Here is a 16,679-nt window from a genome sequence, read left to right as displayed (position 1 = left end):
CATGGGCGCACCGGTCCTCCTCGTTCACGACGACATCGCCACCATCGCCGCGGTGCGGCGTCTGCTCACGCGTGAAGGGTACGAGGTCATCCTCGCCACCTCCGCCGCGGACGCCCTCATCGGCTTCGGTCACCACCAGCCCGTGCTCGTCGTGCTCGCTCCGGGGGTGGAGAGCGGGCGCGGCCACGTGGTGCTGGAAGAGTTGCTCCAGCATCCGGATGGAAAGAAGGCCCGCGTGCTGCTGCTGGGCGAGCCGATTCCCGGCTTCAGCGCCCCGGTGGCCACGCTGCCGCTGGACGGCACGGGCTTCATGGCCCTGGTGACTTCACTCCTCCGCGCGCCGACGGAAGCGGACGCCTGGCACGTGGTGGAGAACCGCAGCCTGCCCGCGTCTGGCGCTGAGACCCAGGCGGATGACGGCGAGGCGTGGCACGCGACGGCGCCGCGCCCGGTGGCGGGAGACCCCGCGCTGGCGAACGCGCTCTTCGGCGACCTGGCACCGCTGCACCAGACGGACTGGGAGCTGGCGGCGATGACGCGCGAGGAGCGCAGCGCGCACGAGGAGGCCCGGCAGCGCGACCACCAGACGACGCTCGTCATGTTCTCCGCCATGGAGCTGGCGCACCAGGAGGTGGAGGCGCAGGCGATGGCTTCCATCGACTCGGCGCTCGCGTCGGGTGGCGCGGAGTCGGCGGACGGCTGGGGCGAGGGAACGCCCGAGGCCCCCGCAGAGGACTGGGCGGCGGCGGTGGATGGGGCGGGGGCGTCCGGTGCGGAGCATGCGTCCGGGAGCGGTGACGTGGACGCGGAGGTCCGCGCGGAGACGGAGCGCCTGGCGCAGCTGGAGATTGACGCGGCACTGGCGCGGGAGCAGGCGGAGCTGGAGTCGGGGCTTGCGCCGCCACCGGGTCAGCTCGCGTGGACGGAGGAGCCCGTGTCGCAGTCCGCGGCGCGGCCGGTGACTCCGACACCGCGGCTGGGGGACGAGGGATTCTTCGACGTCGACACGCCGGGGGCCGAGCAGGGCGTTGGGCTCTCCGACGTGACGCCGGGAGAGCAGCCCTTCGCGGCGGCCGCGGCGGAGCCGCCGTCGTGGATGGAGCTGCCTCCGGACCCGGAGATGGAGAACACCGCGAGGATGGCGGTGGGGTGGGGCGAGACGGCTCCGGCAGGTGTGGCCGCCAGAGGAAACGCGAGCGGCGCCCTGACGGCGGATGCGTCCTCCAGCGAGCAGGGCTCGGAGTGGGGGACGGAGGCCGAGCTGGGCGAGGAGCCCTCCACGGCGGGAGCGCCGGATGGAACTGGCGCTGCCGAAGGGAGTGCTCCGGCGGATGGGGACCTTGCGGAGGGCGCGGGTGACGAGGAGGCCGTGCCGTCGGCCTGGGATGTGTTGGAGGCGGAGCTGCAGGCCTCGGCGCGGGCTCGCGAGGCGGAGGAGGCCGGCACGTCCGCCTCCGATGCGGGCGAGACGGCTCCGGCTGTGGACCCCGATGATGATTGGAGCAGCGCGGAGCCTGACGACATCGCGGGCGAGGCTCCGATTGCGGCGGAGGGCTCAAGCGACTCCGAGGCGTCTGGTGCCGTAGCGCCTGGGGCGGGCGAGGCTGCCGGGTGGAGCGATGCGGAAGCGGCGGGTGCCGCGGCGCCTGGGACGGACGAGGCCTCGACGTGGAGCGACTCGGACGCGGCCGGTCCTGAAGCGTCCGGTATGGGCGCTGAGTCGGAGTGGGGCTCTTCCGATTCGGCCAGCACCGCCGCGCCGGACATGGGTGCGGCAGCTGAGTGGAGCGACGCGGATTCGGCCAGCGCCGATGCTTCGGCCACGGGTGCGGACCCGAGCGGCAGCGCCCCAGAAGTCACGAACACCGTTGCGCCGGGCAGCAGCGCGGGTGAGGACTGGTTCGACTCGGACGCGGACGTTGCCGCAGCCGCATCGACCGGGCCGACGACACTCCTGGAGTGGCCGGCGTCCGGAATGGAGCACGAGGCCCCGGCCCTCCCGTCGGATGGGATGGACGCGGACGGCTCCGGTCTCTCCGAATCGGACGCGCCGAGCTACCCGGATGAGACCTCCTTCGCGGAGCAGTCGCTGGCCCCCGTGGAGGAGCCCGCTGTAGCGCTCCCCGGTGCCGCGCCTTCCGCGCTGTTGGCGCAGTGGCAGGCACAGCAGGAGGAAGCGGAGCGCCAGCTCGAAGAGGCGCACGAGCGGGTGCACTCGGTGCGGGCCGAGCTGGAGAAGGAAATCGCACTCCGCCTCGAGACGGAACAGCAGGTCGTGGAGGCGCGCGAGCTGAGCGAGTCGCTGCGCGGCGTCCTGGACCGCGAGGCCGCGCTGCGAGTCGAGGCGGAGGCCGCGCGGGAGCAGGAGGCGTCACTCCGGCTCGTGGCACAGGAGCTGGCGGAGGCGGCCCGTGAGCGGGAGCAGACGTTCGACGAGGAGCGCTCGCGCGAGACAGCGCTGCGGCTCGAAGCGGAGCACCAGGTCCACGCTCTTCAGGAGCGGCTCGCGGCGCTGGAAGAGGAGCACTCGCGAGCCGAGCTGCTGCGCCGGGAGGCCGAGGCGCAGCTCGAGGTCGTCCAGCAGCGTGACTCCGGGCAGGAGTCCGAGCGGGCCGGAGAGCTGGAGCAACTGCGCGAGCAGGTGACCACGCTCCAGGCGCAGCTCGACGAGGCGGAGACCCGAGCCGGCTCCGAGGCTCGCGAGCGCGCCACCGTGGACGCCGCCGCGAGGGCGGCGCTGGGACGCATCGAGGCGCGCGAGCACGACTTCGCCGAGCTGCGCGGGCAACTCGACGCGCTGAAGGCGGAGGTGCAGGAGCAGGCCCGCCTCCGCGACGAGGCGCAGGCGCGTGCGGAGGAGGCTGCGGACCGGGCCCGCGAGGAAGCGGAAGCGCGCGCCGAGGTGGAGACCCGCGCCATCGACGCGGAAGCGCGAGCCGAAGCGCAGGAGCGGGCCCGGGTGGAAGCGGAGGTCCGGGCACAAGACGCCTCGTCGGCCAGCGATGAAGCCCGGGTGCGCTCCGATGCGGAGGCGCTGGCGCGCAGCGAGCTGCAGGTGCGCATCGAGAAGCTGGAGGCGCGACTCCGGGAGGAGACGAAGGCCCGCACCGGGGCGGAGACTCGCGCCAAGGCGGCGATGCAGGCGCTGAAGGAAATCGAGACGAGGCTCGAGTCCGAGGCCGCCGGGCGCGTCGAGGCCGAAGGTCGCGCCGAGGCGGCGGCGAAGGCCCGTCGCGACGCGGACTCCCGCGCCGAGTCGGCGGAGACGGCTACCTCCGCAGCGGAGGACCGGGCGGATGCGGAGATTCGCGCCCGTGAGGCCGCGGAGTCGCGAGCGGAGGCCGAGGCGGAGGCCCGGCTCGCGGCGGAGACCCGGGCGACGTCCGAAGCCAGCGCCCGAGCCGAGGCAGAGGTCCGCGCGGAGCTGGCGACGCAGGCACAGTCCGAGGCGGAGGAGCGCGCGGAGTCCGAGGCGAAGGCCCACGCGGAGGCCGAGGAGCGCGCCAGCACGGAAGCTCGCCTCCGTGAGGCCGCGGAGTCGCGTGTCGCTGCGGAGTCGAAGCGGCGCGCGGAGGCGGAAGCCCGCGCCGAAGCCGAAGCCGGCCTGCGTGAACAGGCCGAGGCCCGCGCCGAGGCGGAGTCGACGAAGCGCATCGAGGCGGAAGCCAGCGCCGAGGCGGAAGCGAAGCAACGTGCCGAAGCCGAAGCCCGCGCTGACGCCGAGGCCCGCGCCCGTGTTGAATTCGAGGCCCGCGCCGAAGCCGGAGCGACCTCCAGCACCGAGGCAGAGGCCCGCGCCGAGTCCGAGGCGAAGCATCGCGCCGACGCGGAAGCCCGCGCCGAAGTCGAAGCGAAGCATCGCGCCGAAGCCGAAGCCCGCGCCGAGTCCGAAGCGAAGCAGCGCGCCGAAGCCGAGGCCCGTGCTGACGCCGAAGCGAAGCACCGTGCAGAGTCGGACGCGCGCGCCGAAGCCGAGGCAAAGCGCCGTGCCGAGGCCGAGGCCCTCGCGGAGTCCGAGTCCAAGGCCCGTGCGGAAGCCGAGGCTCGCGTGCAGCAGGCCGCGCAGGCCGCAACCGAAGCGGCCGCCCGCGCGAAGGCCGAGGGCCGTCACCGCACCGCCCTGGAAGTCCGCCTCGACGCAGAGACCAACCAGCGCGCGGCCGCGGAGACTCGAATCGAAGAAGAGGTCCGCGCCAGGAACGCCGCCGAGTCGCAGCTCGCCACCTTCCAGGGGCGGCTCGAACAGGCCCGCCAGGCCTCCGAGAGCATCCGCCAGGAGCTCGCACGCGAGCGCGAGGCACGCGAGGCCGTCGAGAAGGCAATGGAAGTCCTGCGAGCGGAGAAGGCCCAGCTGGAAGCCGACTCCATCGAGCAGCGCGCCCAGGCCGAGCGCGAGCGCCACGAGCTGGAAGAGCGCGGGCACCGCGAAGCCGAAGAAGCCGCCGCGCAGGCCCGGGCCGCGCTCCTCCCGCTGGAGGCCCCGCCCGGCCGGCCCGAACTGGCGGTGGCCCGCAGCGGCAGCGTCACCCAGGACGGCCTCGCGAAGCTGGTGCTCCGGCTCTGCGAGGCGCGCATGGAGATGCGCCTGGAACTGAAGGTGATGAACGCCCTGCGCGTCCTCTGGCTGCGGGACGGCGCGCTCGTCGGAGCCGTCTCCTCCGCGCCGGGGGAGTCGCTCATCGACCGGGCCCGCGCGGATGGCCTCATCGACGCGCGCCAGGAAGGCGAGCTGCGCCTGGTGCGCAGCGCCACCACCGGCGCGCTGCTGGACGCGCTCCGAGGCCGCGGCTACCTGCGCGAGTCCGAGTCCGTGCCGCTCGTGCAGCGCTACACGGAACAGGTCTTCCTCGACGCGCTCGCCGAGCCCTCCACGCTCTACCGGCTGGTGCCGGAGCCCGCGCCGCACGAGGTGGCGCTCGCCGCCGCCACGCGCCCGCCACTGCACCTGCTGGCGGAGGCGCTGCGCAACACGCTCTCCGCCGAGTCCCTGCTGGCGGCCGCCGGCAGCCTGCGCACCCGCGTCACCCGGGGCGACCTCCACCTGGCTCCCGACGACTTCGGCCTGTCCTCCCGTGACTTGCAGCTCCTGTCGCAGGTGGACGGCGAGCACACGCTGGAGGCGTTGCTGCTCGGCGCGGGGCTGCCGCAGGAGTCCGCCCTCAAGTCGCTCGCGGTGGCGCGGACGCTCGGCCTCATCACGCTCCAGGACGCTGGCGACGAGGACAGCGGCGAGCTGCCCCCGGAGCTGGACGTGCGCCGCCTGGAGGCGAAGTTCGAGGAGATTCAGGACGCCGACTACTTCACCGTGCTGGGGCTGGCCCGCACGGCGGGCAGCGAGGAGGTCAAGCGCGCGTACGAGCTGCTGGCCGCCGAGTTCCACCCGCTGCGCTTCGCCGGCCACCCGGACCCGGCGCTCCAGCACCGCGCGCAGCAGATTCGCAGCGTGCTCTCCGAGGCCGCCCAGGCGCTGGGGGATGACCGGCTGCGCGCGGAGTACGCCCGCAGCCTGCTCGACTGACGCACGGTGGCACGCCGTGCACTCGGCGGCACGGGGCCGTCACCTACGGTTGCCCGGCCGCTCCGGTGGAGTTAAGACGGCCCCCATGGTTCGCGAGATCCTGATCTGGCCCGACCCTGTCCTGAAGCAGAAGGCCCGGCCCGTGGCGAAGGTGGACGAAGCCGTCCGAGTCCTCGTGAAGGACATGTTCGAGACGATGTACTCCGCCGAAGGCGTGGGGCTCGCCGCCCCGCAGGTGGGCGTGCTCCAGCGCATCATCGTCCTGGACACCACCCCCAGCCAGCCCGAGTCCAAGCCCATCGCGATGATCAACCCGGAGCTCATCGCGATGGAGGGCGAGACGACCTACAACGAGGGTTGTCTCTCCATCCCCGGTGAGTCCGAGGACGTGGACCGGGCCGCCGTCGTCACGGTGAAGTTCCTCGACGTGGAGGGCCAGGAGCAGACGCTGCGCTGCGACGGGCTGCTCGCCATCGCCGTGCAGCACGAGACGGACCACCTCAACGGCACCGTCTTCGTGGACCACGTCTCCACGCTGAAGCGCGAGCTCATCCGCAAGCGGATGAAGCGCCTCAAGACCTCGCGCGAGACGGGCGCGCAGGCTTCGCGGTAGCAACACCCGCGGCCGGGGCCTTGCGAGGCTCCGCCGCCGCGCGCACGCCCTTCTTCGGACACAGGTCCGCGACGACGCAGCGCCCGCACTCGGGTGAGCGCGCGAAGCACGTCCGCCGTCCATGCCACACCAGGAGCTGGTGCCCCAGGGTCCACCGCTCCGGAGGCAGCACGGCCTGCATGTCCAGCTCCACCTTGTCCGGGTCCTCCTGCGTGGTGAAGCCGAGCCGGTACGCCAGCCGCTTCACATGCGTGTCCACGGGGAAGGCCGCGTCGCCGCCCAGGTGGATGCACACCACGCCGGCCGTCTTGCGGCCCACGCCCGGCAGTTGCTCCAGCACGTCGCGCTGGAGGGGGACCTGGCCGGCGTGCTCCTGCACGAGCGCCCGGGCGGCGGCGACGATGTTCTTCGCCTTGGCGCGGTACAGCCCGCAGGTGCGGATGAACGGCTCCACGTCCGTCGGTTCTGCTCCGGCGTATGCCCGGGCGTCGGGGAAGCGCTGGAAGAGGGCGGGGGTGACCATGTTGACCCGCTTGTCGGTGCACTGCGCGGAGAGGATGACCGCCACCAGCAAGTCGAGGGGCGTCCGGTAGTCCAGCTCGATGCGGGCGTCCGGCATGTCGGCCTGCAACCGGTCCATCACCGCCACCGCGCGCTTGCGCTTCTCCGCTGCGTTCTCACGTCCTGGCACGCGGCCGTTGTATGTCACCCCTGACGCGAGCCCAAGCACCGGCCAGGGCCCACCCTTTTCGAGAGACCCATGAAGCCCATCGACTTCCGCTCCGATACCGTCACGAAGCCCACCCCCGCCATGCGCCGCGCCATCGCCGAGGCCGAGGTGGGAGACGACGTCTATGGCGAGGACCCCACCGTGCTCCGCCTGGAAGCACGGGTGGCGGAGCGGCTCGGGCTGGAGGCGGCCGTCTTCGTTCCGTCGGGAACGCAGGCCAACCAGATTGCCATCGGCGCACACTGCCGCCAGGGCGACGAGGTCCTCACCGAGGCGGGCAGCCACATCATCCAGTACGAGGGCGGCGCGGTGCCGGCGCTGTGGGGCGTGCAGCCGGCGCAGCTGCCGGGGCAGCGCGGCCTCTTGACGCCGGAGCAGGTGACGGAGGCGGTGCGCGCGGAGAACATCCACGCGCCGCGCACGCGACTGCTGTCGCTGGAGAACACGCACAACCGCGGGGGCGGCTCGGTGTGGCCGGTGGAGCGCTTCCGCGCGGTGGTGGAGGCGGCGCGCCAGGCGAAGCTGGCGGTGCACCTGGACGGCGCGCGCCTGTTCAACGCCGAGGTGGCCGCGGGCGTGCCGGTGTCCACGTGGTCGAAGCTGACGGACTCGACGTCGGTGTGCTTCTCGAAGGGGCTGGGCGCGCCGGTGGGCTCGGTGCTGGCGGGCCGGGCGGACGTCATCCTCGAGGCGCGGCGGCTGCGCAAGCGGCTGGGCGGCGGCATGCGGCAGGCGGGGATGCTGGCGGCGGCGGCGCTGTACGCGCTCGACAACCACGTGGCCCGGCTCGCCGAGGACCATGCGAACGCGCGCCGGCTGGCGGCGGGGCTGGCGGAAATCCCGGGCGTGAAGGTGGACGCGGCGCAGGTGGAGACCAACATGGTCTTCGCGGAGTTCTCGAAGCCCGCGTCGGAGATGGTGGCGCTGCTGTCGAAGCAGGCCGTGCTGACGAATCCCGCGGGCGGTCCGCGCACGCTGCGCCTCGTGACCCACCTGGACGTGTCCGCCGCGGACATCGACGAGGCCGTGGCCCGCATCCGTCGCGCTGTCGCCTGATTCACGACGCGGGAAGGCATGAAGCCCGCCCAGCCGGAGACGGGTTCCTGGAAGGAACGTTCCTTCCGCGGCCCGATGCGGCCGGCTCGGGGCGTCCCGCTTCGCCCCGCTGGGGTGGGTTCCTGGAAGGAACGTTCCTTCCGCGGGCCGATGCGGCCGGGACCGAGCCTCCTCGCCAGGCCGCGCTCCCACGCCCCGTGAAACGCGGACTGTTCGACACCCCCCGGTGCCCCACTCCCGCAGCGTGAGGAGGAGCCCGGGCGGGGCGTGGTAGGCTCACCGTGCCGTGCGTCGCTTCAGCCTCCTCGTCCTCCTCACTGCTTGCGCCTGCGCCGCGCCGCGCGCGGAGCCGAAGATGAGCTTCGACGAGCTCTACGGCTCCCCGGGCCCGGACGACGAGCGCTCGCCGTCCTCTGCCAGCCAGGGGCTCGCGGTGCACGAGCCTGCCCCTGAATCCTCCGGGGAGCTCGAAGCCGTGCTCGCCGCGTTCACCGAGCGGGCCCGGGCATACCGTGCCCAGGTGGCGCGGGGCGGGGCGATGCCGGCGTCACAGGCCCAGAACTGGGAGGCGATGAACCGCGCGCTGGACGGCTTCCTGGCGCGGCCGGTGAAGGGCACGGACGCTCGCGACGTGCTCCGGGCGCGCAGTGTGCTGGAGGCCGAGCTGGAGCAGGACGGACGGACCTACGGCGACATGCCGGGCGCGCTGGCGGAGGCGGTGGTGCTGCGCGTGGGCCGGCTCGCCGTGCGCATGGCGGAGCTGCGCCGCCTGGAGCACCCGGCCGAAACGGATGGGCTCCCGCGTCTGGCGTGGCCCCTGGCGCCCGTTTCCATCACCAGCCTCTTCGGTCAGCGCTGGCACCCGATACTGGGGGAGAGCCGCCGCCACCTGGGCGTGGACCTGGCCGCGCAGCAGGGACAGGTCATCTACACCGCCGAGAAGGGCGTGGTGCTGCGCGCGGGGTGGAACGGCGACCACGGCAACCAGGTGGAGGTTCAGCACGCGGGCCGCTGGGTGACGCGCTACAGTCACCTGTCGCGCGTGCTGGTGGAGCCGGGCGAAATCCTGGAGCGAGGCGATGCGCTGGGCCTCGCCGGAGAGACGGGGCTCGCTACGGGCGTCCACCTCCACTTCGAGCTGTGGCGTGACGGCCAGGCCTTGGACCCGCTGGACGCGCTGGGCGGCGACGAGGAGTCCCCGGTGGAGGGCCCGCCCATGGCGCGGGGCCACGTGCTGGCGGACCCCGCAACGCATCAGGGGCGCCGACCGCCAGGTCAGCGCCCCTGAACGAGGACCGGGGCCGCCGCGGCCAGACGGCTCAGAGCGAGTTCTTCAGCTCCTTGGCGGGCCGGAAGCCGATGGTCTTCGAGGCCTTCAGCTTCATCATCTCGTTCGTCTGCGGGTTGCGGATCTTCCGCGCCTTGCGCGAGCGCACCGACCAGGTGCCGAAGCCGGGGTAGCTGAAGCGGGCGTCCTTCTTCACCGCCTTGCCGATGTTGGTGAAGACGATGTCGAGGATCTGCGCCGCGGACTTCTTGGTGAGACGTGTCTGCGCCGCCACCACCTCGACGAGCTCTGCCTTGGTCATTACGCCCCTCCGTCCTTGCGTTGTCTGTTCTTGAAAGTGCTTAACCCGAACGGTGGTAACAAATCGCTCTTTTCCCTGTCAATGCTGGCCGCGCTCCGAGGCCGGAAAATCGGCCTCGGGACGAAAAGTTGGCTCTCTGAAACAGCGGGCTTACAGAGGAGAAGTCCGTCGCGCGTGTCACATTCCAACACTCCACCCGCAGTGAGGTTTTGAGTGGGGTGTGTGATCGTGATTGGAGGAAAGTCTTTGGAATATTGATCACTTGGCGGGTAGTGCTGATCGCATTCCCGCGTGACCGTGCGGGGAGGCGCTAGAGTGCCCGACTGCGTGCGCTTCCGAACGGTCCTCCCGCTGATCCTCATGTTGTGTACCTGCCGGGCCCCGTCGCCCCGCGAGGTGATCCGTCCTGGCGGGGAGACCCGCACCCACGTGTGGGTGGACGCGGCGGGTAGCGGGCCCGGGGATGGCACGCGGGAGCAGCCCCTCCGCTCGCTGGCCGAGGCGCTGATCCGGCCCGGTCCGCTCACGGTGCATCTGGGGGCGGGGACGTACACGGGCCCCTTCACGCTGCCGGAGGGCGTACGGCTGGAGGGGCAGGGGCCGGCCTCGGTGCTGGCCACGGAAGGGGCGGAAGCACCGGTGCTGCGGGCGAGCCGGGACGCGGCGCTCGTGGACCTCGCGGTGCGGGGAGGGGGCTGGGGGCTGGAGGTGGGGGGCGGGCGGGTGCGGCTGGAGCGGGTGGGCTTCAGCGGACAACGGACGGGTGCGGTGCGGGTGGAGGCCGGGCGACTGGAGGTGCAGGCGGGCCGCTTCGAGGCGACCGAATCGGGAGGCACCGGGGTGCTGCTGGAGGCCGCTCCACGCGCACCCGAGTCCCAGGCCCATGCGGTCGAGGCACGCATCACCGCCAGCGCCTTCAACGGGCCCTACCGGCGCGCGGTGCGGGTGCGCGGGGCCGGGGCCCGCGTGGAGCTGGAGGACGTGAAGTTCTTCGGCCCGGACTCGGCGCTCGGCGTGGACGGAGGGCACGCGGACGTACGGCACGCAGTGGCGGAGGGAGGCAAGGGCTCCGCCTTCTCCGTCGTGGACGGAGTGCTGCTCCTCGAGGACGCGCAGGTAACGGGGCACGAGTACGCCCTGTCGGCCACCCGGGCGATGAGGTTGGAAGTGCGGCGCTTCACCTCGGTGCGTGCCGTCCGCGCCGGCCTGGGCGTGGTGGGCTCCAAGGGCGTGCTGGAGGACGTGGTGGTGCGGGACAGCGGCGACTATGGCGGGCTCCAGCTCGTGGGTGGGGACCTCCAGGTCCAGCGCTTCCGCGTGGACGGCTCCGCCGAGTACGGCCTGTCGGCCCTGCACGGAAGGCTGCGGCTGCGCGATGGCACCATCCTCCGGGTGCGCTCGGCGGATGGCTCGGCCGGGGATGGCCTGCAGCTCCGCGAGGTGGAGGCGGACGTGGAGGGCGTGGTGGTGCGCGACGTGGAGGGCTCGTGCATCCTGGCGGCACAGGCGGCCCACGTGAAGCTGCGCGACGCGGAGCTGCGCGGGTGCCGGTACTCGGGACTGGCGGTGGACACGCAGGCCCGGCTGGAGGCCACGGAGGTGGTCATCGACGGCGCCGGAGCGGCCATGACGGCCATGGGCCAGGGTGAGCTGCGGGTGGACGTGCTCACCGCGAGCGGACTCGCGGACGGGCTCGTCTGGGCCGACTGCCAGGGCACCACGCGCGTGAGTCTGGAGCGCGTGCGCTCGGAGGACGCGCGGGGCCTGCCGTCCTCCTGCGTCGCGGGCCGTGCGGAGAAGCCAGCCGCGCCACGCTGAGCACTGCGCGCGGTCAGCGGATGAACGGTGCGGACCTCAGGCCGGAGGCGGCACGTCCTCGGAGGGAAGCCGCGTGGCATGGCGCTCCAGCCACTCGCGGATGAGCGGGTAGACCTCCTGGGGCGCACCGGCGCCGAAGATGAGGTCGCCGTGCCCGTAGTCCATCTTGTCGCCGCGGTCCTTCCCGAAGATGTGCAGCGCGCGGTCCGGAGCGGTGGCAAGCGCGAACTGGGACTCCACGTTCTCCGCCGTGGCCAGCCGGTCCGAGCTGCCGCCCATGACGAGCAGCGGAAGCTGCAAGCGAGAGATGCCCGCGCGCCAGTCCGTGGCGCGGTCGAAGGAGCGGAACGCGTCGTGCTCTATCCAGTCCTGGAACTGGAGCAGCACCTTGCGGCTCATCGACGCCATCATGTTCGCGTAGACCTGCCGCTGGATGCGCGGGGGGATGTGCGCGGGGTTCACCATCAGGTCCGAGAGGGGCAGGGTGATGTAGCCGAGGAAGGGCGCGAGGCTGGCGCTCATCCACTCCTGCCGGAAGCGCGCGGGCCACGCGGCGCGCACACCCAGGGAGATGAGCGCGCGCATCAGGGGCCCGGACTTGAAGTGCACGGGGGCGCCCAGGGTGAGCAGTCCGGCCAGCTTCGGCCCCTCGGGTCCCTGCGCCACCCCGTAGCCCACCAGCCCCCCCAGCGAGTGGCCGAGCCAGAAGGCCCGCTTCGCCCCCGTCTCCTTCAACGCCAATTCCAGCAGCGCCGGCCCGTCATGGAGGATGTGGTCGTCGATGGTGAAGTCCGTGTACCGCCGGCCCTGGGGCGGCTGGCGCGAGTGCCCGGTGCCGCGCCACTCGACGCTGAAGCAGTCGAAGCCGGCGTCGGCCAGGTAGTGGGCCACGGAGTAGGGGGGCTCGAAGTCGAAGGTGAACCGGTTGGCGGCCAGCCCATGGCACAGCAGCACCGGCTCCTCGAAGCGGCGCACCGGCGCGCGCCGCGCGTGGATGGTCAGCTCCCAGCCGTCGTCGCACCGCACGCGGAGGGTCTGGGGCGGCTCCGCCCTGAGGCGGTACCACCGCCGGACGGCCGCGACCCACACGACGTTCCATAGCACCAGGGCGAGCACGGCGACCAGCACCCACACGCCCCACCGCCAAGCATCCATTCCGCCTCCATAACGGACCCCAGGGTGACGTTGGCGCAAATAAAACCCTGCTAAGGTCGGTTCACCCGCCGTCCTGTTGCCGGAACTCACGGGCATCAGAGGAAGTCGAGGGAATGATGAAGCTGCGGAAACTGATGTTCGTGCTCCCGAACCTTTTCACCGTCACGTCCATCTTCTGTGGCTTCTATGCCATCACCCTGTGCACGGGCGAGGCCGGCCCCGTGCAGCTCTACCAGGCGGCCCTGGCCATCTTCTTCGCCATGTTCTTCGACGGGTGCGACGGCCGGGTGGCCCGCCTGACGAAGACGCAGAGCGACTTCGGCGTGCAGCTCGACAGCCTGGCGGACGTCATCTCGTTCGGAGCCGCGCCGGGCCTGCTGGTCTACAAGTGGGCGCTCGCGCCGCTGGGCTTCGCGGGCCTGTTCATCTCCTTCGCGTTCGCCGCGTGCGGCGCGATGCGGCTGGCGCGCTTCAACGTGCTGGCGGCGCGCAACCCGCACGGCGGCGGTGGGCGCTTCTTCGTGGGGCTGCCCATCCCGGTGGCCGCGGGCATGCTGGTGTCGGTCATCATCTCCCACCACGCGGCGGCGGGCGGTGCGCCCCTGGGCGAGGCCGCCGCCACGCCGATGGCCGTGGCCGTGGCCGGGCTGTCGCTGCTGATGGTGTCGACGGTGCGCTACCGCACCTTCAAGGACACGCGGCCGAACCGGAAGAGCGCGCTGGCCTTCATGCTGGTGGTGCTCGGCGGCGTGGTGATTGCCACGCAGTTCCACCCGGCCTGGGTGCTGGTGGCTTGCTGCGGCGCCTACCTGGCGGTGGGCCTGGTGGAGTCCGCGGTGCACGTGCGCAGCCACCTGGTGGCGCGCAAGGTGGCCGCCGGCTCGGTGGCCGCGGTGGCCGTGGCCTCCGTCATCGACGACGAGGAAGAGGACGAAGAGGACGCCGAGGAAGACGCCGGCCCGGGCAACGACGGTCCCGCGTACCTGTAGTCCCTTCGGAAGGGGCACCGCTGTCGGTGCCGCTCGGTGGAACAGGCCGGATTCCGAGCGGCTCCTGTGCCGGTGGTCGCTGGGGCACGGAGGGTGCTCCTTCAATCCGTGCCGCCGCCGCCCGCTGCCGCTAGGATGCGCGGCCCATGCGCGTCGAGCTGCTGTGCACCGGTGACGAGCTCGTCACCGGCCTCATCACGGACACGAACAGCACGTACCTGGAGGCCCGCCTCTTCGACCTGGGAGTGAAGGTCGAGCGCGTGGTGCTCGTAGGTGACGTGCGGCCGGACATCACCCATGCGCTCCTGGCCGCGGCTTCGCGCGCGGACGTGGTGGTGGTGTCCGGAGGACTGGGCCCCACGGCGGACGACTTCACGCTCGAGTGTGCCGCCGCCGCCGCGGGCGTGCCCATGGATGAGGACGCCCGGGTGCTCGGCTGGCTGCGCGAGCGCTACGCCGAGCGGGGCATGTCCTCCAACCTCAACGCGGGGCAGCTGCGCATGGCCCGCATCCCCCGGGGCTCCGAGCCGGTGCGCAACCCGGCGGGCTCCGCGCCCCTCGTCATCCTCACGCTGGGCCGCTGCCGGCTGTTCTTCCTCCCCGGCGTGCCGCGCGAGTACCGGGCCCTGCTGGACGGCGAGGTGCTGCCGCGCATCCGCGCGTGGGTGGAGGCGGAGCCCGGCCGCATGCACCGCGCCTTCCGGCTGCTGCGCACGGTGGGCATGGGCGAGTCGGTGTTGGACCAGCGGGTGATGCCCCTTGCCCCGAGCCACCCCCGGGTGGTGTTCGGCTTCCGCACGCACGCACCGGAGAACCACCTCAAGTTGATGGCTGAGGCGCCCTCGCAGTCCGAGGCCGACGCCGCGCTCGCCGCCGCGGAGGCGGACTGCCGTCGGGTATTGGGCGCGAGCGTGTTCGGCGCGGACGCGGAGGAGTACGCGTCGGCGCTGCTCGAAAAGCTCGGACGCGCGAAGGCCACGCTGGCGGCGGCGGAGAGCTGCACGGGCGGCCTCATCGCCCAGCAACTCACCGCGGTGCCGGGGGCCAGCAGCGTCTTCATCGGCGGCGCGGTGGTGTACTCGGAGAAGATGAAGACCGCGTGGGTGGGCGTTCCGCCCGCGGTGCTGGAGCGCCACACGGCGGTGTCCCGCGAGACGGCCATCGCCATGGCCGAGGGCGTCCGCGTCGTCTGTGGCACCACGTATGGCCTGTCGGTGACGGGCTATGCCGGCCCGGGCGGAGGCACGCCGGAGGACCCGGTGGGCACCGTGTACTGTGCGCTGGCGGGCGAGGGGATGCCCACCCGCTGCGAGCGCCTCACCCTCTCCGGCGACCGCGACCGCGTGCGCCTGTTCGCCGCTTCCCACACGCTGGAGATGCTGCGGCAGCACCTGCTCGCCGCGGCCGCCACCTCATGAGCCGCTCCAAGTCCAAGCGCCCCCGTCCGTCCTCCCCCGCGCGCCCGGCCGGCACCTCCGAGCCCACCGAGGGGAAGGGTACGCCCGCGCCAGCATCCGCTTCCGATTCGCGCGCTGCCGGTACGGGGGGCAAGGCCGCACCGGCGTCTGCGTCCGAGCACGGGCAGGCCGGCACGAGCGGCACGTCGGCGCCGAAGTCCGTTCCCGAGCACGCCGGCACGGGAGGCACGGCCGCGTCGGAGTCCGCGCTCACGAAGGGCGGCAGCGTCGTGCCGGAGTCCACTTCCGCGCACGCTCATGCCGACACGGGTGCCAACGCCGGGGCCGGCACGGCGACCCCGTCGCCCTCCGCGTCCGGGCACGGCGATGCCGGCGCGAGCCCGGCCTCCGGCTCCGCCCTCCCGCCGCGAGGCACGACTCCGGCGCCCTCGGGAGGCCTGCCGCTGAACATCCTGCGCGTGTGGCTGTCCGCCTACCGCGTGGAGGTGGTGCTGTTCCTCGTGTCCTTCGTGGTGCTGGCCAGCTTCAGCTCGCAGCGGTTCCTGCGCCAGAGCGCGGCGCCGCACTTCATCTACCAGGCTCAGTCGTGGCTGGACGGCCGGCTGGACATCGACCCGCAGGTGCTGCCGAACCTGGAGGACTGGGCCTGTGTGCGGCTGGTGGACGGAGAGAAGGTCCGCTGCGAGGGCCGGCCGCTCCCGAGCGACCGCTGGTTCGTGAGCTTCCCGTCCTTCCCCGCCGTGGTCATGCTGCCCTTCGTCGCGCTGCACGGCTACCAGTTCAACGACACCTCCTTCGGCGTCATCGTCGGCGCGCTGGCGGTTGCGCTCTTCTATTCGCTGCTGCGCTTCCTCGCGAAGGAGGGCGAGACGGCTCGCACCCGCGACGAGAACATCGCCCTCTCGCTCATCCTCGCCTTCGGCACCCTGTTCTTCTACTGCGCCATCCGCGGTGAGGTCTGGTTCAGCGCCGAGGTCATGGGCGTGGCCTTCACCTGTCTCTACGTGCGCAACGCGGCGCGCGCCCACCGGCCCGTGCTCGCCGGCCTGTTCTTCTCCATGGCCACGCTGACCCGCACGCCGCTGTTCTTCACTGGCGTCTTCTTCGTCATGGAGGCCCTGTGTCCCGGGCCGGAGTCCCGCCTGGAGCAGCTCAAGGCGCTGGGCCGCGACTGGAAGCCCGCGGCGCGCAAGGTGGGCCTGTTCGCCCTGGGAGCCGCGCCCCTCGGGTTGCTCGCGGCCGCGTACAACGTCTACCGCTTCGGCCGTCCCGGAGAGTTCGGTCATCGCTTCCTCTTCAACAACCGCGTCAACGCGGACATCGACCACTGGGGCCTGTTCCATTGGGAGTACCTGCCGCGCAACCTGGAGGCCGCGTTCCTCAAGCTGCCGAAGGTGTCGTTGGAGCCGCTGCGCCTCGCCTATGACCCGTATGGCCTGACGCTGTTGCTGACGCTGCCGCTGCTCGTCTTCCTGCTCATCCCGAAGACGCGTCCGCGCCTGCACTGGCCGCTGTGGCTCACCGTGGCGGCGTGCGCGTTGCCGGGCCTGCTGTACCAGAACACCGGCTACATGCAGTTCGGCTTCCGCTTCAGCCTCGACTACACGCCCTACCTCCTGTTGCTCTTTGCCGTTGGCGGCTGGTCGCTGCGCAACCGCGCGGTGCTGGCCGCGGTGGCGCTCGGCGTGCTGGTGAACTTCTGGGGCGCCGTGGCCTTCCGTGGCTACACGGAGCTTGTCCGGAACTGGTAGGCGCCCGGGGTCCACGGGCTTGAATCCTCCGCGCCCCGCGCG

At 72.4% G+C, this 16,679-nt stretch carries 11 protein-coding genes; 8 read left to right on the top strand and 3 right to left on the bottom strand.

Annotated features, from left to right (window positions below; genetic code table 11):
• Position 1 precedes the first annotated feature (1 nt).
• Positions 2 to 5,518, top strand: a complete 5,517-nt coding sequence (locus tag G4D86_RS22860) for a DnaJ domain-containing protein (RefSeq protein ID WP_163996115.1) — start codon at positions 2 to 4, stop codon at positions 5,516 to 5,518.
• Positions 5,519 to 5,603: 85 nt separating this feature from the next.
• On the top strand, positions 5,604 to 6,131 hold the full coding sequence (gene def / locus G4D86_RS22855; RefSeq protein WP_163996114.1) for a peptide deformylase: 528 nt from the start codon (positions 5,604 to 5,606) through the stop codon (positions 6,129 to 6,131).
• On the opposite strand, the gene nth is transcribed toward def, so the two are convergent.
• Positions 6,091 to 6,822, bottom strand: a complete 732-nt coding sequence (nth, locus tag G4D86_RS22850; RefSeq protein WP_275899138.1) for an endonuclease III — start codon at positions 6,820 to 6,822, stop codon at positions 6,091 to 6,093. The two genes, def and nth, sit on opposite strands and share 41 nt — an antisense overlap.
• A 69-nt stretch (positions 6,823 to 6,891) precedes the next feature.
• Between nth and ltaE the strand changes: the two genes are divergently transcribed.
• Positions 6,892 to 7,917: a low-specificity L-threonine aldolase gene (gene ltaE / locus G4D86_RS22845; RefSeq protein WP_163996112.1), complete on the top strand. Its 1,026-nt coding sequence runs from the start codon at positions 6,892 to 6,894 to the stop codon at positions 7,915 to 7,917.
• Positions 7,918 to 8,203: 286 nt separating this feature from the next.
• Positions 8,204 to 9,205 carry a M23 family metallopeptidase gene (locus G4D86_RS22840; RefSeq protein ID WP_163996111.1) on the top strand — a complete coding sequence of 334 codons (1,002 nt, stop codon included), beginning with the start codon at positions 8,204 to 8,206 and terminating at the stop codon, positions 9,203 to 9,205.
• A 31-nt stretch (positions 9,206 to 9,236) separates the two neighbouring features.
• Here the strand turns inward: G4D86_RS22840 and G4D86_RS22835 are convergent, their stop codons facing one another.
• Positions 9,237 to 9,506, bottom strand: coding sequence for an HU family DNA-binding protein (locus G4D86_RS22835; protein WP_002635502.1), 270 nt, complete (start codon positions 9,504 to 9,506; stop codon positions 9,237 to 9,239).
• Positions 9,507 to 9,833: 327 nt separating this feature from the next.
• On the opposite strand from G4D86_RS22835, the gene G4D86_RS22830 reads away from it, so the two are divergent.
• Complete coding sequence (locus G4D86_RS22830) at positions 9,834 to 11,324, top strand: DUF1565 domain-containing protein (protein WP_240360419.1); 1,491 nt, start codon at positions 9,834 to 9,836, stop codon at positions 11,322 to 11,324.
• 36 nt (positions 11,325 to 11,360) lie between these two features.
• Here G4D86_RS22830 and G4D86_RS22825 read toward each other — a convergent pair whose 3' ends face one another.
• Positions 11,361 to 12,479: an alpha/beta fold hydrolase gene (locus G4D86_RS22825; RefSeq protein WP_163996109.1), complete on the bottom strand. Its 1,119-nt coding sequence runs from the start codon at positions 12,477 to 12,479 to the stop codon at positions 11,361 to 11,363.
• A 113-nt stretch (positions 12,480 to 12,592) separates the two neighbouring features.
• On the opposite strand from G4D86_RS22825, the gene pssA reads away from it, so the two are divergent.
• From pssA to G4D86_RS22810, 3 genes are all read left to right on the top strand, one after another.
• On the top strand, positions 12,593 to 13,468 hold the full coding sequence (gene pssA, locus G4D86_RS22820; RefSeq protein ID WP_163996108.1) for a CDP-diacylglycerol--serine O-phosphatidyltransferase: 876 nt from the start codon (positions 12,593 to 12,595) through the stop codon (positions 13,466 to 13,468).
• A gap of 146 nt (positions 13,469 to 13,614) precedes the next feature.
• A complete protein-coding gene (locus G4D86_RS22815; RefSeq protein ID WP_163996107.1) occupies positions 13,615 to 14,886 on the top strand; it encodes a CinA family nicotinamide mononucleotide deamidase-related protein in 1,272 nt (423 codons plus the stop codon).
• The gene (locus G4D86_RS22810) at positions 14,883 to 16,637 is read left to right on the top strand and encodes a hypothetical protein (RefSeq protein WP_240360418.1); all 1,755 of its coding nucleotides are present in this window, start codon (positions 14,883 to 14,885) and stop codon (positions 16,635 to 16,637) included. Before G4D86_RS22815 ends, G4D86_RS22810 begins: the two co-directional genes overlap by 4 nt.
• Positions 16,638 to 16,679: the final 42 nt, after the last annotated feature.

The sequence above is a fragment of the Pyxidicoccus caerfyrddinensis genome, assembly GCF_010894405.1.
Classification (GTDB): Bacteria; Myxococcota; Myxococcia; order Myxococcales; family Myxococcaceae; genus Myxococcus; species Myxococcus caerfyrddinensis.
The sequence above is the reverse complement of the archived record's forward strand: the minus strand, read 5'-3'. Positions and strand labels throughout refer to the sequence as shown.

Bases quoted from the DNA above. Each gene is read 5' to 3' on its own strand.
- G4D86_RS22815 (WP_163996107.1), top strand. From the start codon at position 13,615: ATGCGCGTCGAGCTGCTGTGCACCGGTGACGAGCTCGTCACCGGCCTC.
- G4D86_RS22810 (WP_240360418.1), top strand. From the start codon at position 14,883: ATGAGCCGCTCCAAGTCCAAGCGCCCCCGTCCGTCCTCCCCCGCGCGC.
- pssA (WP_163996108.1), top strand. From the start codon at position 12,593: ATGATGAAGCTGCGGAAACTGATGTTCGTGCTCCCGAACCTTTTCACC.
- G4D86_RS22825 (WP_163996109.1), bottom strand. From the start codon at position 12,479: ATGGATGCTTGGCGGTGGGGCGTGTGGGTGCTGGTCGCCGTGCTCGCC.
- G4D86_RS22860 (WP_163996115.1), top strand. From the start codon at position 2: ATGGGCGCACCGGTCCTCCTCGTTCACGACGACATCGCCACCATCGCC.
- ltaE (WP_163996112.1), top strand. From the start codon at position 6,892: ATGAAGCCCATCGACTTCCGCTCCGATACCGTCACGAAGCCCACCCCC.
- G4D86_RS22835 (WP_002635502.1), bottom strand. From the start codon at position 9,506: ATGACCAAGGCAGAGCTCGTCGAGGTGGTGGCGGCGCAGACACGTCTC.
- def (WP_163996114.1), top strand. From the start codon at position 5,604: ATGGTTCGCGAGATCCTGATCTGGCCCGACCCTGTCCTGAAGCAGAAG.